Origin of the sequence: Methylobacterium sp. Leaf465, from assembly GCF_001424705.1 — a bacterium.
GTDB lineage: Bacteria > Pseudomonadota > Alphaproteobacteria > Rhizobiales > Beijerinckiaceae > Methylobacterium.
The window spans coordinates 490,398-512,143 of record NZ_LMRA01000012.1 but is presented as its reverse complement, the minus strand read 5'-3'; the positions used below and the strand labels follow the sequence as shown (position 1 = coordinate 512,143).

The 21,746-nt window shown below is 69.9% G+C and carries 17 protein-coding genes; 4 read left to right on the top strand and 13 right to left on the bottom strand.

The window, feature by feature from the left end; translation table 11 throughout:
* Positions 1–59 precede the first annotated feature (59 nt).
* The 6 genes from ASG51_RS10805 to rpsT all read right to left on the bottom strand — a co-directional run bounded on the left by ASG51_RS10805 (position 60) and on the right by rpsT (position 8,391).
* Entirely contained in the window at positions 60–1,223 is a 1,164-nt protein-coding gene (locus ASG51_RS10805; protein ID WP_056380724.1) for a hypothetical protein, read from the bottom strand.
* Between the two features lie 172 nt (positions 1,224–1,395).
* Positions 1,396–3,246, bottom strand: a complete 1,851-nt coding sequence (gene recQ, locus ASG51_RS10800; protein WP_056380723.1) for a DNA helicase RecQ — start codon at positions 3,244–3,246, stop codon at positions 1,396–1,398.
* 287 nt (positions 3,247–3,533) lie between these two features.
* Entirely contained in the window at positions 3,534–4,661 is a 1,128-nt protein-coding gene (recF, locus tag ASG51_RS10795) for a DNA replication/repair protein RecF (RefSeq protein ID WP_056274775.1), read from the bottom strand.
* A 60-nt stretch (positions 4,662–4,721) separates the two neighbouring features.
* Entirely contained in the window at positions 4,722–5,843 is a 1,122-nt protein-coding gene (gene dnaN, locus ASG51_RS10790; protein WP_056222704.1) for a DNA polymerase III subunit beta, read from the bottom strand.
* Positions 5,844–6,030: 187 nt separating this feature from the next.
* Positions 6,031–7,545 (bottom strand): chromosomal replication initiator protein DnaA, encoded by a 1,515-nt coding sequence (gene dnaA / locus ASG51_RS10785; RefSeq protein ID WP_056223003.1) that lies wholly within the window; start codon positions 7,543–7,545, stop codon positions 6,031–6,033.
* 579 nt (positions 7,546–8,124) lie between these two features.
* Positions 8,125–8,391, bottom strand: coding sequence for a 30S ribosomal protein S20 (gene rpsT, locus ASG51_RS10780; RefSeq protein ID WP_055951936.1), 267 nt, complete (start codon positions 8,389–8,391; stop codon positions 8,125–8,127).
* 292 nt (positions 8,392–8,683) lie between these two features.
* On the opposite strand from rpsT, the gene speB reads away from it, so the two are divergent.
* Together speB and ASG51_RS10770 are read left to right on the top strand one after the other, a co-directional pair.
* The gene (gene speB, locus ASG51_RS10775) at positions 8,684–9,622 is read left to right on the top strand and encodes an agmatinase (RefSeq protein WP_347379733.1); all 939 of its coding nucleotides are present in this window, start codon (positions 8,684–8,686) and stop codon (positions 9,620–9,622) included.
* A gap of 270 nt (positions 9,623–9,892) precedes the next feature.
* Complete coding sequence (locus ASG51_RS10770; protein ID WP_056380719.1) at positions 9,893–10,528, top strand: glutathione S-transferase family protein; 636 nt, start codon at positions 9,893–9,895, stop codon at positions 10,526–10,528.
* Between the two features lie 44 nt (positions 10,529–10,572).
* Here ASG51_RS10770 and ASG51_RS10765 read toward each other — a convergent pair whose 3' ends face one another.
* From ASG51_RS10765 to ubiE, 4 genes are all read right to left on the bottom strand, one after another.
* A complete protein-coding gene (locus ASG51_RS10765) occupies positions 10,573–10,860 on the bottom strand; it encodes a hypothetical protein (protein WP_244480013.1) in 288 nt (95 codons plus the stop codon).
* 269 nt (positions 10,861–11,129) lie between these two features.
* Positions 11,130–12,401, bottom strand: coding sequence for a bifunctional phosphopantothenoylcysteine decarboxylase/phosphopantothenate--cysteine ligase CoaBC (gene coaBC / locus ASG51_RS10760; protein ID WP_056380716.1), 1,272 nt, complete (start codon positions 12,399–12,401; stop codon positions 11,130–11,132).
* Positions 12,402–12,448: 47 nt separating this feature from the next.
* Complete coding sequence (gene ubiB, locus ASG51_RS10755) at positions 12,449–14,005, bottom strand: 2-polyprenylphenol 6-hydroxylase (RefSeq protein WP_056380714.1); 1,557 nt, start codon at positions 14,003–14,005, stop codon at positions 12,449–12,451.
* Between the two features lie 31 nt (positions 14,006–14,036).
* A complete protein-coding gene (gene ubiE, locus ASG51_RS10750) occupies positions 14,037–14,822 on the bottom strand; it encodes a bifunctional demethylmenaquinone methyltransferase/2-methoxy-6-polyprenyl-1,4-benzoquinol methylase UbiE (RefSeq protein WP_056222692.1) in 786 nt (261 codons plus the stop codon).
* A 131-nt stretch (positions 14,823–14,953) separates the two neighbouring features.
* Between ubiE and mutM the strand changes: the two genes are divergently transcribed.
* On the top strand, positions 14,954–15,853 hold the full coding sequence (mutM, locus tag ASG51_RS10745) for a bifunctional DNA-formamidopyrimidine glycosylase/DNA-(apurinic or apyrimidinic site) lyase (protein ID WP_056380713.1): 900 nt from the start codon (positions 14,954–14,956) through the stop codon (positions 15,851–15,853).
* Between the two features lie 241 nt (positions 15,854–16,094).
* Positions 16,095–17,498, top strand: a complete 1,404-nt coding sequence (locus ASG51_RS10740) for a sensor domain-containing diguanylate cyclase (RefSeq protein WP_244480114.1) — start codon at positions 16,095–16,097, stop codon at positions 17,496–17,498.
* 7 nt (positions 17,499–17,505) lie between these two features.
* On the opposite strand, the gene ASG51_RS10735 is transcribed toward ASG51_RS10740, so the two are convergent.
* From ASG51_RS10735 to uvrB, 3 genes are all read right to left on the bottom strand, one after another.
* Positions 17,506–18,231 (bottom strand): YidB family protein, encoded by a 726-nt coding sequence (locus ASG51_RS10735; protein WP_056380711.1) that lies wholly within the window; start codon positions 18,229–18,231, stop codon positions 17,506–17,508.
* A gap of 50 nt (positions 18,232–18,281) precedes the next feature.
* Complete coding sequence (locus ASG51_RS10730) at positions 18,282–18,665, bottom strand: hypothetical protein (protein WP_338011826.1); 384 nt, start codon at positions 18,663–18,665, stop codon at positions 18,282–18,284.
* Positions 18,666–18,768: 103 nt separating this feature from the next.
* A complete protein-coding gene (gene uvrB / locus ASG51_RS10725; RefSeq protein WP_244480113.1) occupies positions 18,769–21,717 on the bottom strand; it encodes an excinuclease ABC subunit UvrB in 2,949 nt (982 codons plus the stop codon).
* Between the last annotated feature and the right edge of the window lie 29 nt (positions 21,718–21,746).

The window sequence follows — 21,746 nt, the reverse complement described above, 5'->3', positions numbered from 1 at the left end:
TAAAGCGGAACGCCGCGCCGTGGCAACACGCGATCGTGGCGCGAGCGCGATCCGCGGCCCTAATCCTCCGGGCTTTCGGCGATGAAACGCCCCTTGGGCTGCTCCTTCACGTCGCGCCACCGCCGGATCAGCGCATGGACGGGTTCGGGGCCGGCCACGAAGGCGACGTAGTCGAAGGCCTCCGGGTCGCGGCTCGACATGAGCAGCTGGAAGTGCATCCGGAACAGGTTCCACTTGCGCCGGGCGATGATGCGCGTCTCGATCAGATCCTCGATCCGGACGTGAATCTCGACGGGGCGATGGGCCAGGGGCGCCGGAAGCTTCGAGGCGCTGAGCGGATTGCGCTGGTGGACCGAGAGCCAGTCCCACTTGGCCCGGACGTCGAGCCAGCGGATCGCGTCGCTCGCCGCCACCCGGGCGAGGGCGCCACGGGTCTCGGTGGCGCGGGGATCGAGGGTGATCCACGGGATGACGCTGCCGATGCTCACGAAGGAGACCGGCGTACCGCGCCGGCCGAATTCGGGATCGGCGACGAGCACCCGGTCGAGCGCCTCGAGACCGAGGAAGCTCGACGAGGAATGGCCGATGACCACGATCTCGGAGGCCTGGCCCTCCGCGCCCCGGATGATCGACGCGAAGGCGTCGAGCCGGGCGCGCATCCGGGTGTCGGCGCCGCTGGCGTGATCGTGGGTGAAGGCGGTGTCGTCGACGAGATGCGCCACGTAGAACGGCTTGCCGCGGGTCGCCCGTATGAGCAGCGCGAGGAGCCCGTAGGCCAGCACGGGCACCGCCAGGAGCCCCCAGATCCCGGACAGGCCAGGCACCAGGGCGACGGCAGCCGACGCGAGGCCGAGGCTCAGGACGACGAGGAACAGGTAGATCAGGTGGACGCCGACGATGACCCGGGCGAAGCGCCGGGCCTCACGCCGGAAGGGAGCGACGTAGCCCGACCGGATCAGGCGCCACCACAGGGCCGGCACCTCGAGCAGGCGGCGTCCGTTGGTGCGGGGGAACCGGGCCGCGACGATGTCGTCCCAACGCAGGAGGGTGTAGTGCGTCGTGTGTCCGTCGAGATCCACGCGCCAGTCGACGGCCAGCCCGTCCGCGCTCCGCTCCGGATCGCCCACCGTGATCGCCAGTCCGCGCCGGACGGCCGTGAGCCGGGCTTCCCGCCGGAACAGACCCCAATAGGTCTCGGGTTCGCGGGGATCGAAGCCCGGCATGTAGAAGACCTGACGGGCAGCCGGTGCGGGCGGTTCTGAAGGCGTGATGATGGGGACCCGTCCGATTCGAAGCTGGCGGCCGCTGGCCGCGCCCGTCCCTACACGATGGCGATCCGGATAGACGAGTGCGAAAGCGCATCCGGGCGCCGTCGGGGCGCCCCGACCGCCCGTCCTACCGGGCGGCCGGCGCGTGGGACAGGAAATCCGCCACCGCCGCGACGAAGCGCTCGCCGTAGGCCTCGCGCTTGCGCTCGCCGACTCCGTGGACCGTGCGCAGGGCGTAGAGGTCGACGGGCTTGGTGCGCGCCATCTCGATCAGGGTCCGGTCGGGGAAGACCATGAAGGCGGCGATGCCCTCGGCCCGGGCGATGGTGGCGCGCAGGCCGCGCAGGTGCTGGAACAGGGCCTCGGTGGCGGGATCGAGATCCAGGCTCGCGTCCTCGCGGGCCGCCCCGCGCTTGCGGTCGCGCGGCTCGGCCACCTTCGGCTCGGGGTCGGGCCGCATCTGGATGGCCTCGCGGCCGAACAGGATCGCCTCGCCCTTGTCGGTGAGCGAGAGCCCGCCGAACCCGTCGCCGTTCTCGGTCACGGCCCCGGCGGCGAAGAGCTGGCGCAGCATCGCGCGCCAAGCGGCGATGGGCTTGTCGGCACCGACCCCGAAGGTCTTCAACGCCGCGTGGCCGTTACGCCGGATCGTGTCGGATTCCTTCCCGTGCACCACGTCGCAGACATAGGCGGCGCCGAAGCGCTGGCCGGTGCGCACGATGGCCGAGAGCAGCTTCTGGGCCGGCACCGTCGCGTCGATGAGCGAGACGCCGCTGCGGCAGAGGTCGCAGCGCCCGCAGGGTTCGCTCGCCTCGCCGAAATAGCCGAGCAGCGACTGGCGCCTGCAGGTGGCCCCTTCGCAGAGCGCGATCATGGCTTCCAGCTTGCGCCGCTCCACGCGCCGGCGCTCGTCCGGCACGTCCTTCTCGTCGATCTGGCGGCGGCGCAGGGCCATGTCGTCCAGGCCGTAGATGGTCAGGGTGTCGGCGGGCAGGCCGTCGCGGCCGGCGCGGCCGATCTCCTGGTAGTAGCCCTCGACGTTGGAGGGCATGTCGGCATGGCAGACGAAGCGCACGTCGGGCTTGTTGATGCCCATGCCGAAGGCCACCGTGGCGGTCATCACCACGCCGTCCTCCTGCAGGAAGGTGTCCTGGTTCCGCATGCGCGTGCCCTGGTCGAGGCCGGCATGGTAGGGCAGGGCGTTGAAGCCGTCCTTGGCCAGGGTCTCGGCCAGTTGCTCGGTGCGCTTGCGGGACGAGCAGTAGATGATTCCGCTCTCGGCGCGCCGGTGGCGCAGGAAGCGCTCGATCTGGCGGGTGGGGTTGTCCTTCGGCGTGAAGGTCAAGCGGATGTTCGGCCGGTCGAAGGAATGGACGAAGGCCTTGAGTTCGCGACCCGCCGGGAACAGCCGCTCGGTGATGTCGGCCCGGGTCGCCTTGTCGGCAGTGGCGGTGAGCGCCACGGTCTGGACGTTGCCCAGGGCCTCGCGGGCCCGGGCGAGGTCCCGGTATTCCGGACGGAAGTCGTGACCCCATTGCGAGACGCAGTGCGCCTCGTCCACGGCGAGCCGGCGCACGCCGGCGCCCCGCAGGGCATCCATGAGCCCCTCCATCATCAGCCGCTCGGGCGAGACGAAGAGCAGGCGCAGGTCGCCGGAGCGGATCTGCCGCCAGGTCTCACGGGAGGTCGCCTCGGCGACGGACGAGTTCAGCGTCGCGGCGGCCACACCGAAGCCGAGCATCTGCTGCACCTGGTCGTGCATCAGGGCGATCAGCGGCGAGACCACGACGGTCAGCGACGATTCGACGAGCGCCGGCAACTGGTAGGTCATCGACTTGCCGGAGCCCGTGGGCATCACGGCGAACACGTCGGTCCCGTCGAGGACGGCGCCGATCACCTCGTCCTGGCCCGGCCGGAAATCGTCGTAGCCGAAGGTGGTCTTCAACGCGGCGCGAGCCTCGTCGAGGCGGCTTGTCATGGGCATCCTGGCCTGATGGTGAGCGGGCGGGCCGCTTGCGGCGCCGATGTGTCGGCAAGACGCTCGACGCGTCTACACGGGTGACGCGTCGATCCGGGGATCGGCATAATGCCTCTGACCATCCGAAGCGAGGAGGTCAATCGCCTCGCCGAGAAGGTGACGACTTGGCCAAGACGAGCCAGACCGAAGCGGTGCGCCGGGCCCTCGCACAGGAGTTCATCGGCCACGACTTTTCGCAGACCGACAGTTCGGGGATTCTCGTCTGACGCTCCGACACCATTGGGCAATCAGTTCGACGCGATCCGCCCGTCCGCGACCTTGACCATATCGGCCCGCCCGTCCAGCTCGCCGAAGAGGGCCGGGTCGGCCCCCGTCATCCAGACCTGCCCCTGCAGGGCTTCGAGGGCATCGAAGAGCCCGGCGCGCCGGCGCGGATCGAGATGGGCCGCGACCTCGTCGAGCAGGATCACGGGCGCCAGACCGCTCATGGCCTGGACCAGGCGGGCATGGGCGAGGACGAGGCCGATGAGGAGTGCCTTCTGCTCGCCGGTGGAGGCGGTGGCGGCGGGCACGTCCTTCGGGCCGTGGCGGACCACGAGGTCGCTGGTCTGCGGTCCGCTCAGGGTCCGGCCGGCGGCGCGGTCGCGGCTGCGGCCCTGGCGCAGGGCCATGCGGAAGCGGTCCTCGGCCTCGATCGCGGGCCAGACCGCCACGAGGTCGTCGAGGTCGCCTTCCAGGCGCAGGCCGGCCCAGGGAAAGGGCTGGGCATCGTCACGGGTCTCGGCGATGAGCCGATCCAGACGCTCCGCAGTCTCGCGCCGGGCCAGCGCCACGGCGACGCCGAGCTCGGCCACCTCGCGCTCGATCGCGTCGAGCCATTGGCCATCGTTGGGCCGCTCGTCGAGCAGGCGGTTGCGCGAGCGCAGGGCGCGCTCCATCGCGTTGACGCGGGCGCCGTGGCTCGCGTCCACCGCGAGGACGAGGCGGTCGAGAAAGCGGCGCCGGTCACCGGCTGGGCCGCGAAACAGACCGTCGAGATCCGGGGTCAGCCAGACCACCCGGAGGAACTCCGAGAAGGCCACGGGCGAGGGCGCGGTGGCCCCGTCGATCCGGCACAGGCGGGCGGCGCGGCCGTCGAGGCCGGGCGGTTCGTAGCCGGTGCCGATCCGATGCTCGGTCTCGTCCCCCGCCAGGGTCATGGACACGGCGAAGCCGCCCGGCCCGCCGGTCCGCGGCATCGCCGAGAGGTCGGCGCGGCGCAGGCCGCGTCCCGGCGAGAACAGCGAGATCGCTTCCAAAAGGTTGGTCTTGCCGGCCCCGTTCTCGCCCACCAGGGCGACGAAGCGACGGTCGACCGCGAGGTCGAGGTCGGCGTGGTTCCGGAAGTCGCGGCAGATCAGACGGGTGAGACGCACCCGCCTGCCCTTAGCCGATCACCCGCGGCCTGTCTCGCACCGCGACGCCACGAGCGGCGATCACACCCGCATCGGCATCAGCACGTAGAGGGCGGCGGCGCCCTCGCGGTCCTGGATCAGGGTCGGGGAGCCCGGATCGGCCAGCTTGAAGAGGGCGGTGTCGCCTTCGAGCTGACTCGTGATGTCGAGGAGGTAGCGGGCGTTGAAGCCGATATCGAGGGCGGGGGCGTCGTAATCGACGTCGAGTTCCTCGGTGGCGCTGCCGGAATCGGGGTTGTTCACCGAGAGGGCGAGGCGGCCCTCCTGCACGGCGAGCTTCACCGCCCGGCCGCGCTCCGACGAGATCGTCGAGACGCGATCGACGGCCTTGGCGAAGACGTCGCGCTCGACGGTGAGGAACTTGTCGTTGCCCGACGGGATCACGCGCTGGTAATCCGGGAAGGTCCCGTCGATCAGCTTCGAGATCAGCACCACGCCGCTGGCGAACTTGAAGCGGATCTTGGCCGGCGACAGGTCGATCTCGACGCTCTCGCCGCCATCCTCCACCAGCTTGATGATCTCGGCCACCGCCTTGCGGGGCACGATGATCCCCGGCATGTCGCGGCTGCCCTCGGGCGCCTCGATCTCGACGCGGGCGAGGCGGTGCCCGTCGGTGGCGACGCCGCGCATGCGCAGGGTCCCATCGACCTCGATGGTGTGGAGATAGATGCCGTTGAGATAGTAGCGCGTCTCTTCCGTCGAGATCGCGAACTGCGTCTTCTCGATCAGGCGCTTCAGGTCGGAGGCCGCGATCACAAAGCGGGTCGGCAGCTCGCCGGCCGCGAGATCGGGGAAATCCCCCTCGGGCAGGGCGCCGAGCGAGAAGCGCGAACGCCCCGAACGGATGGTCATCTGCCCGGTCTCGCCGCTGGTCTCGAGCGAGACCTGGGCGCCGTCCGGCAGCTTACGCACGATGTCGTAGATGACGTGGGCGGGCACCGTGGTGGCGCCGGCATCCACAACGTCGGCCGGAATGGTCTCCGTCACCTCGATGTCGAGGTCGGTCGCCCGCAGCTCCAGGCTGCCCGCGTCGCAGCGGAGGAGGACGTTGGACAGGATCGGGATGGTATTGCGGCGCTCCACCACGCGGTGCACGTGGCCGAGCGACCGAAGAAGGGCCGCACGCTCGACAGTGACTCTCATGGTCTGAACTCGTGGTCTCTCGTCGGACGTCGCCGGAACGGGCGCGATCGAAGCGCTCCGGTTCCACGTGCGCCCTGGCACCGTGGTTGTCGAACTTGGCGAAGCCTCCGGGCGAACGCAAGTGCGAGAGGCCGGCTATCCGCGGATGTTTCGGGGCGTCGCACAACGGCGCGACACCCCGGCGCGCTTAATCCTGCAGCATGCGCTTCAGGAGCTCGACCTCGTCGTTCAGAACGTTGTCCTCGCCGATCAGCTTGTCGATCTTGCGCACGGCGTGCAGCACGGTGGTGTGGTCGCGCCCGCCGAAGCGGCGGCCGATCTCGGGCAGCGAGCGCAGGGTGAGCACCTTCGACAGGTACATCGCGATCTGGCGCGGCTTGACCACGGCGGCGGTGCGCCGCTCGGACAGGATGTCGGAGCGCGAGACGTTGTAGCGCGAGGCCACCAGCTTCTGGATGTCCTCGATCTTGATGCGCTTGGGCTCGCGGTTCTTCACGAGATCGCGGATCGCGGTTTCGGCGGTCTCCATGGTCACGGCCGTGCCCGTGAGGGTGGCGTGGGCCAGGAGCCGGTTCACGGCGCCTTCGAGATCGCGACCATTGGCCGTGATCGCCCGGGCGACGTAGGTGGCCACCGTCGGGGACACCTCGAAGTTCGGATGCGAGACCTGCACCGCAGCCAGGCGCGCCGAGAGGATCGAGGCGCGCAGCTGCTCGTCGAGGCTGCCGATCTCCACCACGAGGCCACCGGCCAGGCGCGAGCGCACGCGCTCCTCCAGGGCTTCGAGCTCGGTGGGCGGACGGTCCGAGGCGACGACCACCTGGCGGCCAGCATCGATCAACGCGTTGATGGTGTGGCCGAACTCGGCCTGGATCGACTTGCCCTGGATGAACTGGACGTCGTCGAGGATGAGGAGGTCGATGGCGCGCAGGCGCTCCTTGAAGGCCAGCGCGTTCTGGGTCTTCAGCGCGTTGACGAAGCCGTACATGAAGCGGTCGGCGGTGAGGTAGATCACCCGGCGGCCGGATTCCCGGGCGGCATGGCCGATGCCGTGGAGGAGGTGGGTCTTGCCCAGGCCGACGCCGGCATGGAAGTAGAGCGGGTTGTAGAGGGCACCCTGGCCGTCGTGGCGGGCGACGCGCTCAGCGGCGGCGTGGGCCAGGGCGTTCGAACGGCCGACGACGAAGCTCGCGAAGGTCAGGCGGTTGTCGAGGGGGGCGCCGTTGAGGTCGCCGCCGGCCTCGCCACGCGGGGCCTGGGCCGACTCGCCCTCGGAGACGTTCAGGCCGTCCCCGTGCGACGGCATCGCCGAGCCGGCGGCCTGGAGGCGGGCGAGGGGGCTCGCGGCGCTGCTCGCCGTCTTCGGGACGCTGGGAACGGGGCGGGCCGCGGCGGAGGGACCCCGTACCGAGACGTCGAGGCGCGACACGGTCTCGACCTCGCTGCGGAAGGTGTTCAGCACCCGGTCGAGGTAGTGGGATTCGATCCAGCTCTTGAGAAATCGGGTGGGCACCGTGAGGCGGGCGGTTCCGTCCAGGACCTCCACCAGTTCGAGGCGGGCGAACCAGCTCGCGAACACATCCTCGCCCAATTCCGCCCGCAGGCGCCGCTTCACCCGGGCCCAGGCAGCCACCGTATCGGGACCGCTCACGCCGCTCATGCCCATCTCGGCATTGCCGGACACGCTACCGTCGACATGCATCATCGCTCTCCTCGTCCCGAGAGCGGAGGGCCGCCACCGGTACGTACGCACACTTGACTGACGTTGCGCCCCGCGAGGCATTCGCGAGACCCATATTGCCGGACCAGAGTCAACTGCCCCCGGGAAGGCTTTTGTCGATGAAGCAAGCCTATCAACAATAAGCTACGGTTCTCCTAACAACGGGACTTACGGGGATAGCTAAAATTGCAGCAATTCCGACGCGGGGTTCCGGTGCCGAGTCCAGGCGACGCTCCCACCTTGTGTACGATTCGCCCTGGACTCGCCGTAACCGGGTATTTGTTGGTTCATCGTGACACATCGTTAAGCTACACTCGCCCTCGACAGGTCGCAACAAGACAGATTTCAGTTAGCGTTAACGCCGTGTCACCGGATCTGTCCTGATTCGGGAGTGTAAGGGGCGTCGTCTCGCATGGTCTCGGTCGCGGCGGGCGCGTGCTCCGCGCAAGGGCCGCAGAAGCCAGCGGATGTCCGCGCCCCGACCCCCCTGTCGCAGAAGTCGAGACGAAAAAAGCCCGGCATCGCTGCCGGGCTTTTTCGCGTCTCTGCTGGAAGGATGGCTTAGGCTGCGAGCGCCTTCACCCGCGCGGCGAGGCGCGAGACCTTCCGGGAGGCGTTGTTCTTGTGCACGATGCCGTGCTGGGCGGCCCGCATGATCTCGGGCTCGGCGGCGCGGAGGGCGGTCAGCGCGTTGGACTGATCACCGGCGGCGATGGCCTCCTCGACCTTGCGGACGAAGGTGCGCATACGGCTGCGACGCGAGCGGTTGACCGCGGTGCGCTTCGCAATCTTGCGGGTCATTTTCTTGGCCGACACGGTGTTGGCCATGGGGCATCCTCGTCACGTTTGAGGCGATCGCGACGGGCCCGCGGGCTTGAGTGTCGGTGGATCGCGTGCAGGTTGTTCGGGCAATGGCGAAGCCGACGATCGCGGAGTGCGCGTCCGTCGGCGATGTGGGCTCTATAGCCACGCGTTGCCGATCCGTCAACGGAACGTCATCGTGCCGTCGTCGGTTCGGCGCCCAGGGGGGCTGTCGACGCGCCACCCGGGCGCGAGAGGAGAGCGGATGCGGAGCGAGGCGGATCGAGCGCGGATCGCGGGGCATCGACCCCAATCGGGCATGGCGACCCCGCGATTCTCGGGGCTCGCCAGTTTCATGCGCCTGCCCGTGATCGACCCGTCCGAAGCTCCGGGGCGAATCGAGATCGGCCTCATCGGCATTCCCTTCGACGGCGCGACCACCAACCGGCCCGGCGCGCGGCTCGGTCCGCGCGGCGTGCGCGAGGCCTCCACCGGCACCCGCGCCCGGAACGCCGCTACCGGCGTGGCACCCTACGACCTCGCGGCCTGCGCCGATCTCGGCGACGTTCCCGTCAATCCCGTCGACGTGGCCGCCACGGCCCGGGCCATCGAGGCCTTCTACCGGCCCCTGGCGGATGCCCGGATCGTTCCGCTCTCGGTCGGGGGCGACCACTTCGTCACCTACCCGGTGCTCCGGGCCCTCGGAGGAGCGCGTCCCGTCGGCCTGATCCACATCGATGCCCACGGCGACACCGATGACGCGCAGTACGACGGCACGCGCCTGACCCACGGCACCCCGTTCCGCCGCGCCATCGAGGACGGCGTCCTCGATCCCCGCCGGATGGTGCAGATCGGCCTGCGCGGCAGTACTGATTCGGCGGACGAGCTCGACTGGGCCCTGGCCCAGGGCGTACGCATCCTGCCGATGGAGGCGGTGATCGATCGCGGCCTGCCAGCGGTCCTGGCCGAGGCCCGCGCCGTGATAGGCCCCTTGCCGGCCTACCTGAGCTTCGACATCGACGCCCTCGATCCCGCCTATGCGCCCGGCACCGGCACGCCGGAGATGGGGGGCTTCACGGCGCGCGAGGCGCTGCAGATCGTGCGGTCCCTGCGCGGCCTGGATCTCGTGGGTGCCGATGTGGTCGAGGTCGCACCGCCCCTTGATCCCTCCGGTGTGACGGCGCTCGCGGGGGCGACTCTTGCCTTCGAGATCCTCTGTCTCCTCGCCGAGGCGGTCGAGGCACGCAGATCGGGTTGAGCGAGCGGCCGACACACGGATGTCCGGCGGACCGGTTGAGAACCCTCTCGCGCTGAATCGCCGGGAACGAACCGAATCGGTGCTCACCGACGAGAATGGGACGCGGGCAAGCCTGGATATTAGTCTGATAGCGGGCGTGCGCGACCTCAGGCGAGCGCAGACCCGCACCCTCCCGGGCCCGGCGCCGCATCGGGCACTGGTTCGAACGGTTGACCTAAGCGGTCCCGGCGCAGAGCCTGCGCCGACCGATTCACCCGGAAGGTCTGCCGCTTGGAACCCGATCTCACGCTCTACCACGCCCCCCAGACGCGATCCTCCGGCGTGCGCATCCTGCTCGAGGAACTCGCCGCGCCGCACACGCTGGACGTTCTGGACCTGCCGTCGGGACGGGGGCGGGAGCCCGATTACCTGCGGATCAATCCCCTGGGGAAGGTGCCGGCCCTGCGCCACGGCGAGGCGCTGATCACCGAGCAGGCGGCGATCTACCTCTACCTGGCCGACCTGTTTCCCGAACGGGGCCTCGCTCCGCCCATCGGCGACCCGCTGCGCGGGCCGTACCTGCGCTGGATGGTCTTCTATGGCTCGACCTTCGAGCCGGCAGTGGTCGACCGGGCACTTCAGCGCGAGCCCGGTCCGAGGGCGATGTCGCCCTACGGCGACTTCGACGCGGTGCTGGGGACGGTGGTGGAGGCCCTGACGCCGGGTCCCTACCTCCTCGGCGACCGGCACTCCGCCGCCGATGTGCTCTGGGGCGCCGCGCTCAGCTGGACCACGAGCTTCAAGCTGGTGCCGGAAGAGCCCGCGATCATGGCCTACCTCGCCCGCATCAATGCCCGTCCGGCGGTCCGCAAGATCATGGCGGCCGAGGCCGCTCTCTCGGCGGAGCTGGAGGCGGCGCGGGCCTGAGCAAGGGGCCGCCCCCCAGCAAGAGAAGGGATACGGCCGGACGCTCAGCCCGGCGGCAGTGCCGCTCCGCTGCCCCGGGCCACCATCTCCTGCGGGGGAACGTCCGCCGCGAAGGCGGCGATCAGGTGAACGCCGATCACCGGGCCGAACACCAGCGTCATCATCACGGCCATGATCAGCGCGACGCTGGCATCGCCCGGCGTGGAACGCCGTGTCCTGGGCCGGCGCGCCTTGACGCGCACGAGCTTGGAGCCATCCGCGCGGCGGAAGCTGAGGGTCCGCACGGGCGCCACGGCGACGCGCAGGCGTGGAAAGGCATTCGAGAAGGTCATGGGCTCACCTCGTTCGACCGGGCCATCGGGGCCGGTCGCGGGCGAGCCGGATCAAGCGATCAGGCGCGGGTCTCGCGGCAGGCCATCGGCGGCGCGGTCCATCGACTACTGTCGCTGGGCATTGGGGTCGGGAGTTCCTGTGGAGTTGCGCGGGCGAGCGGATCTGCTGCACGTGCGAACGACGCCGAAATGATGCGGCGAGAGGCGTTAGTCAAGCCTTAACGCGCCAGCCCGCGATCGGCTCCGCACGCTTGTCCCGCGCCTGTGGATCAGGGGTCGAGGAGGCGGGCGAAACGCTGGATCAGGCGGCGGCCGACCTCGTCCTTGTCGAGGGTCGGCCAGGTCTCGACGGTGCCGTCGCGCCCGACCAGATGGACGGTGTTGGCGGTGCCGCCCATCACCCCGCCGGCCGGCGACACGTCGTTGGCGACGATGAGGTCGCAACCCTTGCGGGCGATCTTGGCGCGGGCGTTCTCGAGAACCCGGTCGGTCTCCGCCGCAAAGCCGACGACGAGGCGGGGGCGCCCGGCCGAGCGTCCCGCGATGGTGGCGAGGATGTCGGGGTTCTCGACTAGGGCGAGGGGCGCCGGCGCGGAGCCATCCTTCTTGATCTTGGACGCGCGCGTCTCGGCCGGTCGCCAGTCGCCGACGGCGGCGGCGAAGATGGCGAGGTCGGCGGGGAGGGCGGCCTCCACCGCCGCCAGCATCGCGCGGGCGGTCTCGACCGGGACCACCTGCACACCGGGCGGGTGGGGAATCGCCACCGGCCCGGAGACCAGGATGACCGTCGCGCCGGCCGCCGCCGCGGCGGCCGCGATGGCATGGCCCTGGCGCCCGGAGGAGCGGTTGGCGAGGTAGCGCACGGGGTCGATCGGCTCGTGGGTCGGCCCGGAGGTGACGAGCACGCGCCGGCCGGCCAAGGGGCCGGACGCCGCCTCGGCGGTCGCGCCGCGTCCCGCCAGGAAGCCGAAGCCCGAGGCTGGACGGGCCTCCGCCAGCATCGTCTCCACCGCGTCGGCGATCTCGGCGGGCTCGGCGAGGCGGCCGGGCCCGAACTCCGCTTCGGCCATGGCGCCTTCATTGGGACCGACGACACGGACGCCGTCGCCGCGCAGGGTCGCGAGATTGCGCTGCGTGGCCGGGTGCTGCCACATCCGCACGTTCATCGCGGGCGCGATCAGGATCGGCAGGGTCGTGGCCAACAGCACCGTGGCGGCGAGGTCGGACGAATCGCCCGTGGCCATGCGGGCCATCAGGCTGGCGGTGGCCGGCGCGACCACGATGGCGTCCGCGTCCCGGGCAAGCTTGATGTGACCGATGTCGGCTTCCTCGGCCCGGTCGAACAGGTCCGTATGGGCGCGTTCACCGGCGAGGGCCGCCGCCGCCAGGGGCGTCACGAATTCCTGGGCCCCCTTGGTCAGGAGCGGGCGCACCTGTGCCCCACGCTCGCGCAGGCGCCGGATCAGGTCCAGCGCCTTGTAGGCGGCGATGCCGCCCCCGATGACGAGGAGGATGCGGCGGTTCTGGAGCGGGCGGGTCATGGTCGAACCCCTCGGGAGGCGAGCCTGACGGAGCGTTGCAAGGCAGGCTACCGGAACGCCATCACCAGCGCACCGATGGCGATGCCCCACAGGGCCACCGTCGACCAGATCGCGCGCTTGCGCTCGGCCCGGGCGAAGGCGTCGAGGCGACCGGCGTCGCTGGAACCCCGCTCGTCGAGGCGCACCAGGATGCGGCGCAGGCGCTGGGCGAGGTCGGGGAGGTCCGAGACCACGTCGGTGATGGTCAGAGCGGCGCGGCCGAGGCTCTCGACACGGCCCACCGGCCCGAGGTTGCGGGCGATCCAGGAGCGCACCACGGGCTCCGCGCCGGTCCACATGTCGAGTTGCGGATCGAGCGAGCGGGCGACGCCCTCGACCACCACCATGGTCTTCTGCAGCATCACCAGTTCGGTGCGGGTGCTCATGTCGAACAGGGCGGTGATGTCGAACAGCAGGGTGAGCACCTTGGCCATCGAGATCTCGTCGGCCTTGCGCTGATGGATCGGCTCGCCGATCGCTCGGATCGCCTGGGCGAAATCCTCGACCGAATGGTGCGCCGGCACGTAGCCGGCCTCGAAATGCACCTGGGCCACGCGCTTGTAGTCGCGCAGGATGAAGCCGAGCAGGATCTCGGCGAGGAAGCGCCGCTCCATGTGCCCGAGCCGGCCCATGATGCCGAAATCGACGGCCACGAGCGTTCCGGTCGGATCGACGAACAGGTTCCCCGGATGCATGTCGGCGTGGAAGAAGCCGTCCCGGATGGCGTGGCGCAGGAACGACTGGATCACGGCCCGGCCGAGGGCCTTCGGGTCGTGTCCGGCCGCCACGATGGCGGCGCGGTCGTTGAGGCGGATGCCCTCGATCCACTCGCTGGCGAGCACGTCGCGGGCGGTCAGCTCCCAGTCGGGCTTCGGCACGCGGAAATCCGCGTCGTCCCGGGTGTTCTGCGCCAGCTCGGACATCGCGGCCGCTTCGAGCCGGAAGTCCATCTCCATCATCACGGAGCGGGCGAGGATCTCCACCACCTCGCGGGGGCGCAGGCGCTCGGCCTTGGGCGAGAGCACATGGACCACGCGGGCCATGAAGCGCATGACCTGGAGGTCGCGCTGGAAGCGCTCGCGCACGCCCGGGCGCATGATCTTGATCGCCAGCACGCGCTCGTTGCCGTCGAGGTCCAGGCAATGGGCCTTGTGGACCTGCGCGATCGAAGCCGCCGCGATGGGCGGGCTGAACGAGACGAAGAGATGCGCCACCGGCTTGCCGAGCGCCGCCTCGACCAGGCGGATCGCGGTCTCCTGCGGGAACGGGGGGACACGGTCCTGCAGGGTTTCGAGGTCGCGGGCCGCTGCCACGCCGACGATGTCGGGGCGGGTGGCGAGGAACTGGCCGAACTTGACGTAGCTCGGCCCGAGGCGCGTCAGGGCGCGCTGGAGCGGGCCGGCGCCGACCCCCAGGCCGGGACGCTCCAGCATCCGGCCGATCCGCAGGACGAGGCGGAGGTGCGGCGGCAACTCGGTCGGGTCGACCAGGGCGAGGGCGCCCTCGCGCGCCAGCACGAAGCCGACATGCGCGCCGCGGGCCAGGTGAACGACGGCGCCGAGCATCAGGCGGCCCGCGTCGTCACGAAACCCGCCGTCACGAGACCTTCCAGCCCGAATGGATCGCCACGATGCCGCCCGTCAGGGGCCGATGGCTGACGTGCCGGAACCCGGCCGCCTCGATCATGCCGGCGAAACGCCCGGGGGAGGGGAACTTGCGGATCGATTCCACGAGGTAGCGGTAGGAATCCGCGTCGCCGGCCACGCGCGCGCCGAGGCGCGGGATCACGTGGAACGAGTAGGCGTCGTAGATCCGGTCGAGCACCGGAAGATCGACCTTCGAGAATTCGAGGCAGAGGAACCGGCCGCCGGGCTTCAGGACCCGGTGCGCCTCGGCGAGCGCCTTGTCGATCCGGGGTACGTTCCGAATGCCGAAGGCGATGGTGTAGGCATCGAACCGCTCCGCCGGGAGGGGCAGCGCCTCGGCATTGGCCGTTACGAAGTCGATGCGCCCGGTGAAGCGGTCCCCGGCCCGCTCGGCGCCGACGCGCAGCATGGCCTCGTTGATGTCGAGCACGGTGGTGTGCGTCGCGGGGCCGCCGGCCTCCAGGGCGCGGAACGCGATGTCGGCGGTGCCGCCGGCCACGTCGAGGTGCCGGAAGGGCCGGTTGCGCGGCGGCCGCAGCATCGAGATGAGGTGCGACTTCCAGGCGCGGTGCAGCCCACCCGACATCAGGTCGTTCATGAGGTCGTAGCGCTTGGCGACGGAGCGGAAGACGTCGTCGACGCGCCCCTGCTTCTCGTCGAGGGACACGCTTTCGAAGCCGAAATGCGTGCTCGCCTCGTCCGCGGATTGATCGACCGACCGTTTCACCGAACTCATGGACCACCCTCTCGCGGACGCTCATAGCGAAACGTGGCCGAAATCGCCATCTGCCATCCGAGCCCAGTCCCCATCGGCGACGCCGCACGTGCCCCATCGGCGATGCCGCACCGAAGACACCGATCGCACGCATGCCCGAACTCCCGGAAGTCGAAACCGTACGGCTCGGCCTCGCCCCGGCCCTGGTGGGGTCCCGCTTCAGCCGCGTGATCCTGCGGCGTCCGAACCTGCGCTTCCCGTTCCCCGACCGCTTCGACGAGCGCCTGGAGGGCCGCACGGTCATGGACCTCGCCCGTCGGGCGAAGTACCTCGTGGCCGGTCTCGATTCGGGAGAGTCGCTGATCATGCATCTCGGCATGAGCGGGCGCTTCGACGTGGCCCTGCCGGACGGGCGCAATCTCTCACCCGGCGATTTCTACCTCGAGGGCGCACAGGGCAACGCCAAGCACGACCATGTCGTCATGGCGATGTCGAACGGCGCCACCGTGACCTACAACGACGTCCGGCGCTTCGGTTTCATGGATCTCGTTCCGACCCCCGCCCTGGGCGAGAGCCGGCACTTCGCCGGCATGGGGATCGAACCCCTGAGCGAGGCCCTGACCGCGGACGCCGTCGCGCGCCTGTTCCACAACAGGATCACGCCGCTGAAGGCCGCCCTCCTGGACCAGCGACTGATCGCCGGTCTCGGCAACATCTACGTCTGCGAGGCCCTTCATCGGGCGGGGCTGCACCCCGAGATGCGGGCGGGACAACTCGCCAGACCGGACGGGACGCCGACACCGAAGGCCCGGCGGCTCGCCAAGGTCATCGGCGAGGTTCTGACCGAGGCCGTGGCGGCCGGAGGATCGACCCTGCGCGATTACGCCCATACCGATGGCGGCAGCGGCGCGTTTCAACACGCGTTCCGGGTCTACGACCGGGTCGGTCACCGTTGTGGAGCGCGGGGATGTACTGGCACGATCGAGCGGATCGTCCAATCCGGGCGATCGACATTCTTTTGCGCGACTTGCCAGATCCGTCCGACAAAATAACGGGGGATGATGACGTGTCGCACCTTCGTTCGGGAAATGCTCAAACCTGGCTCGTTAAAGCTCATTTCGTAAATGGATGCGAACATGATGTTCGGCGAATGGGCATCCGGTTCTTCGGAAGACTGTCCGTCCAACTACACGATGAGCGCTTTCAGCCCGATGCAATCGGCTGGGCCCGGCACCCCGGAGGTGCCGGGCCCAGCCGGTCGGGTTCGCCGGTCCGCTGGAATCCAGGGCACGCATGTACCCCAAAGCGAGCAACGAAGCCGAGCGCCTGAGGGCGCTGCAGGATCTCGACATCCTGCAAGCGGAACCCGAACCGCATTTCGACGCCATCTGCCGCACGGCGGCGGTCCTGTTCGGCATGCCGATCTCCTACGTCTCGCTGATCGCGGAGGACCACCAGCACTTCCTGGCCAAGTGTGGCCTCGACCTCGACGAGACGGCGCGCGAGGGCGCATTCTGCAACTACGCCATCCTGTCGGACGACGTGTTCGTGGTGGAGGATGCCTGGGCGGATCCGCGCTTTCGTGAGAGCCCCCTGGTGATCAATCCGCCGCATGTCCGGTTCTACGCGGGCGCCCCGCTCGTCGCCGAGGCCGGGTTGCGCGTCGGCATCCTCTGCGTCGTCGATCAGGTCCCGCGCCGGTTCGCACCGGAGGATCGCGCGCGGCTGCAAGATCTGGCCTCGGTCGTGGCGGCGCAGCTCAGCCTGCATCGGGCGAAGGCCAAGCTGCGGGAGCGCGAAGCCCATTACCGGCTTCTCGCCGAGAACAGCTCCGACATGGTGATCTGGGCCACCCTCGACACCGTGCGCCGCTACGTCTCGCCGGCCTCACGCACCCTCCTCGGCTACGAGGCCGAGGAACTGATCGGCACCCGGCCCCTGGACCAGGTCCATCCCGCCGATGCCGAGGCGTATGGACGGCTCCTGTCCGATCTCGGCGCGGAGCGCGTCACCCGGGCGGTGTCGACCCAGCGCTACCGCCGGAAGGACGGCAACTGGATCTGGGTCGAGGTCAATTTCAACCTGACCTACGATGCCGACGGCGGGCGGGCGACCGGCTACGTGGCCGCGGCGCGCGACATCAGTGCGCGCAAGGAGGCGGAATTCCAGATCGCCCACATGGCACGGCACGACGCCCTGACGGATCTCGCGAATCGGACGCTGTTCCGCGAGCGCCTCGTCCAGGAACTCGCCGTGAGCCAGCGTCGCGGGGCCACCTTCGCCGTCCTCTGTCTCGATCTCGACCGCTTCAAGTTCGTGAACGACACCCTCGGCCACCATGCCGGCGATATCCTGCTGCGGACGGTCGCGAACCGCCTGCGCGCCCTGGTCCGGTCCGAGGACACCGTCGCGCGGATCGGAGGCGACGAGTTCATGATCATCCAGACCGGACCCGTGGTGAGCAGCAGCGTCCGGACCCTGGCTCAGCGGCTGATCGAGGTCGTGTCTCAGCCGATCGACGTCGACGGCACCAGCGTCACCGTCGGCGTGAGCGTCGGCGTCGCGATGGCGCCCCAGGACGGGACCGAGCCCGACCTGTTGTGCCGGAATGCCGACCTCGCCCTGTTCCAAGCCAAGGATTCCGGGCGCAACACCTTCCGGCTCTACGAGCCCGGCATGCGCTTCGGTTCGCCCTGACGGGCGGTCACCAGCCCCGGATATCCTCCCCTGTGGGTCGGCGGCCCTGCGGCGTCAGCCCGTTGATGACCTGGGGCAGGGCCTGGGCGAGCTGCGACAGCAGGTTGTCCCGGTCCAGGCCGGTGCGCTGTTGAAGGGCGTTCACCGTGTCGGAACCGAGGGCGTCGGCGAGACGATCGGGCGCCACGGGACGATTCTCGCCGGAGCCGATCCAGGATTCCATGACGTCGCCGAGGCCCCCGCGCTGGAAGCGGTCGATCAGCCCGTCGAGCCCGCTGCGGCCGTCCTGCGCCTCGTGATCGAGATGCGCGTAGGGCCCCGCACCGGCGCTGCGATCCTGAGGGGCCGAGGCACGGTCGCCAGGGCCGTCGAGCATCCCGGACAGGTCGCTGAAATCGCCTTCGCGTCCGGGCAGGGGCGAGGCGTCTTCGCCCCGATCGCGGCCGTAGCCCGGCTCCGGGCCGCGGTCCTGGCCGAAGCCGCCGATGTCACCCCCGTCATCGCCGCGGGGCGGGCGGCCCTCGTCGTGACGGCCGCCGCCCAGAAGATCCCCGAGGCCGCCGGCACCCTTCGACATCAGCAGCATCAGGAGGGCCTGAACGATCGGCGACATCGCCCCGCCGAGCATGCCGCCACTTGAGCCGCCACTCGGGCCGCCGCTCCGCTCGGGCTCGCGCCCGCCGCCGAGCACCTGTCCGAGAACGCCGCCGATGACTTGATCGAGCAGACCCATATGCGCTTCTCCCCTGTGTCGATGAACGATGGCGGCCCCGCGCCGACGCCTCAGTCGCGGCGCGTTCCACCCGTGGCCGCGCGATCCTTCGCCGGAAGGTGGTCCAGCGGGTTCGTACGCGCACCCGGCTTTGCGTCCGATGCGGTGACGGCGGTCGGGGCGGAGATCGCCTTCGGCGGCGCGACCTGGCCAGTCGGCCGCTCGGCGGCGCCCGCCGCGGTGTCGCGGCCGGGCAGGGTGCCGGGCGTCGGCTGATCGTTGGGATTGGCCACCGACTGTGCCGAGGCCGGCCGCAGGCTCGCGGGCCCGACGAGCAGGCCGACGGCGCCCGAGAGGGCGAGGCCCGACAGGAACAGGGCGGTGATCGCACCGCCGGCGCGGGGCCGGAAGGCCGGGCGGCCTGCCCGGGAGCGGGGCGAGAATGGGTGGGTCACGGGACAGGCTCCGAACGGGAGGGGGCGTCTGTTGCCGAACCAAGCCCCGCCGCCGCCGATGGGTTCCGGCCCGCCGCGGGCAAACCGCCGGGGTCCCGTGCGGTCAGCCGCGCTTGCGTCCGCCCCCGCCCTTGTATTTCGGCTTCTGTCCTCCGAGCCCCTGAGTCGAGCGGGCCTTCGGGCGCTCCTGCCAGACCGGAGCGCCGACCGGCAGCTCGCGGTCGGTCCCCGGCCCCATATTGTCGAGGGTCGGCTTGGAAATGCGGCTCTGCTTGGCGCCGAAGCGCCCCGCCTCCCGCTCCACGTCGCCCTGGCGGGCCATGGGATCGTCCGAGACCAGCAGCTCCGTGGCCTGCAGGCGTTTCAGTTCGTCGCGCAGGCGCGCGGCCTCCTCGAAGTCGAGATCGGCGGCCGCCGTGCGCATCCGCTTCTCCAGGTCGGCCATGACCGCCTTGAGGTTGTGGCCGATGGTGACGGCGTTCTTGGCGAACCCCGTATCGACCTGGACGTGGTCGCGCTCGAAGACGCTGTCGAGGATGTCGGCGATGCCGCGCTTCACGCTCTGGGGCGTGATGCCGTGCTCCGCATTGTAGGCGAGCTGCTTGGTCCGGCGGCGCTCGGTCTCGGCCATCGCCCGCTCCATCGAGCCGGTGATGTTGTCCGCATAGAGAATGCAGCGGGCGTCGGCGTTGCGGGCCGCGCGGCCGATGGTTTGAACCAGCGAGGTTTCCGAACGCAGGAAGCCCTCCTTGTCGGCGTCCAGGATGGCCACCAGGGCGCATTCCGGAATGTCGAGGCCCTCGCGCAGGAGGTTGATGCCGATCAGCACGTCGAAGGCCCCGAGCCGCAGGTCGCGGATGATCTCGATGCGCTCCAGGGTATCGATGTCGGAGTGCATGTAGCGCACGCGCACGCTGTTCTCGTGCAGGTACTCGGTCAGGTCCTCGGCCATGCGCTTGGTCAGCGTCGTCACCAGAGTGCGGTATCCGGCCTGCGCCACCTCGCGGACTTCGCCCAGGAGATCGTCGACCTGGGAGCGGGCGGGTCGGATCTCGATCACCGGGTCGACGAGGCCGGTGGGGCGGATGACCTGCTCGGCGAAGACGCCGCCGGTCTGCTCCATCTCCCACTTGGCCGGCGTGGCCGAGACGTGGATCGATTGCGGTCGCATCGCGTCCCATTCCTCGAACCGCAGCGGGCGGTTGTCGAGGCAGGAGGGCAGGCGGAAGCCGTACTCGGCCAGGGTCGCCTTGCGGCGGAAGTCGCCCTTGTACATGCCGCCGATCTGCGGAACCGTGACGTGGCTCTCGTCGGTGAAGACCAGGGCGTTGTCCGGCAGGTACTCGAACAGGGTCGGCGGTGGTTCGCCGGGCTTGCGCCCCGTGAGGTAGCGCGAATAATTCTCGATGCCGTTGCAGGCGCCGGTGGCCTCGATCATCTCGATGTCGAAGGTGCAGCGCTGCTCGATGCGCTGCGCCTCGATCAGGCGGCCCATCTTCGTCAGCTCGTCGACCCGCAGCTTGAGCTCGGTCTTGATGCCCTTGATCGCCTGCTGGAGCGTCGGGCGCGGCGTCACGTAGTGCGAGTTGGCGTAGACCTTCACGAACTTGAGGTCGTTGATCTTCTTGCCCGTGAGGGGATCGAACTCGGTGATGGATTCGATCTCGTCGCCAAACAGGCCGATGCGCCAGCCGCGGTCTTCCAGGTGGGCGGGCCAGAGTTCGATCACGTCGCCGCGCACCCGGAAGGTGCCGCGGGCGAAGTCCGACTGGATGCGCTTGTACTGGAGCGCCACGAGGTCGGCGATGAGCTGGCGCTGCTCGATCTTCTCCTCAAGCGACACCGTGAACGACATCGCCGTGTAGGTCTCGACCGAGCCGATGCCGTAGATGCAAGAGACCGAGGCGACGATGATGACGTCGTCGCGCTCCAGCAGGGCGCGGGTGGCGGCGTGGCGCATCCGGTCGATCTGTTCGTTGATCGACGATTCCTTCTCGATGAAGGTGTCCGAGCGCGGCACGTAGGCCTCGGGCTGGTAGTAATCGTAGTACGAGACGAAATACTCCACCGCGTTGTCAGGGAAGAAGCTCTTGAACTCGCCATAGAGCTGCGCCGCCAGGGTCTTGTTCGGCGCGAGGATCAGGGCCGGGCGCTGGGTCGCCTCGATGATCTTCGCCATCGTGAAGGTCTTGCCCGAGCCGGTGACGCCGAGCAGCACCTGATCGCGCTCGGCTTTCTTCACGCCGTCCACCAGCTCGGCGATGGCACGGGGCTGATCGCCGGCCGGCTCGAACTCCGATTTGAGCGTGAAGGCGAGACCGCCCTCGGACTTCTTCGGCCGATCCGGCCGGTGCGGCACCCAGGTCTGGCCATCCCGGAACAGCGGGTTGCCTTCGGTGAGCAGGCGCGACAGCGCGTCCACGGTGGCCGAGACGCCGTCCGCGGCCAGCGAGGTCTCCTCATCATCCGCCGGCTCGACCGCCCCCAGGCCCTCCGGGACCGGTCCGTCCTCCGGCGCGCGCAGGCCCAGGGCCTGGGCGAGGCGCGGATCGACGTCGGCTGCTTCGCCATGGGCGAAGGTCGCCTGCGCGGCCTCGCCGAAGCCCATGCCGGAGGCCTTGTCCGGGACGATCGCCGGGGCCTTGCTGGAAGCCGAGAGCGCCTGGCCCGAAGCCGCGGGCGCCTGGTTGGAAGCCGCGGGCGCCTTGGCACGTCCGCGCGGCGGCTTCGGCTGGCCCGGACGGGCCGGGGCCGGCGGCGCGACCGGCGGCAGGCGGTTCCGGTTCAGGGCCGGGCTGAGGAGGGCCGCTAGGTGCTCGTCGAGGGGCTGGAGCTCGGGCTTCGACGCCTTGGAATTCGGCGTCCTCGGTGCGGACGCCTTCGTTCCGGAAGCCTTTGCCCCCGCGGCCTTGGGGCCAGCGCCCTCGGCGCTTGCACGCTTGCCGTCCGAGCCCTTGCCGTCCGAGCCCTTGGAATTCCTGACATTCGTGGTCAGAACCTCCGCGTCGGGAGCTGGGTCGGACGCAGCGCGTGGCTTCTTCGGAGTCGGCATGGTGCAAGTATGGTTTCTACCGGCCGCTT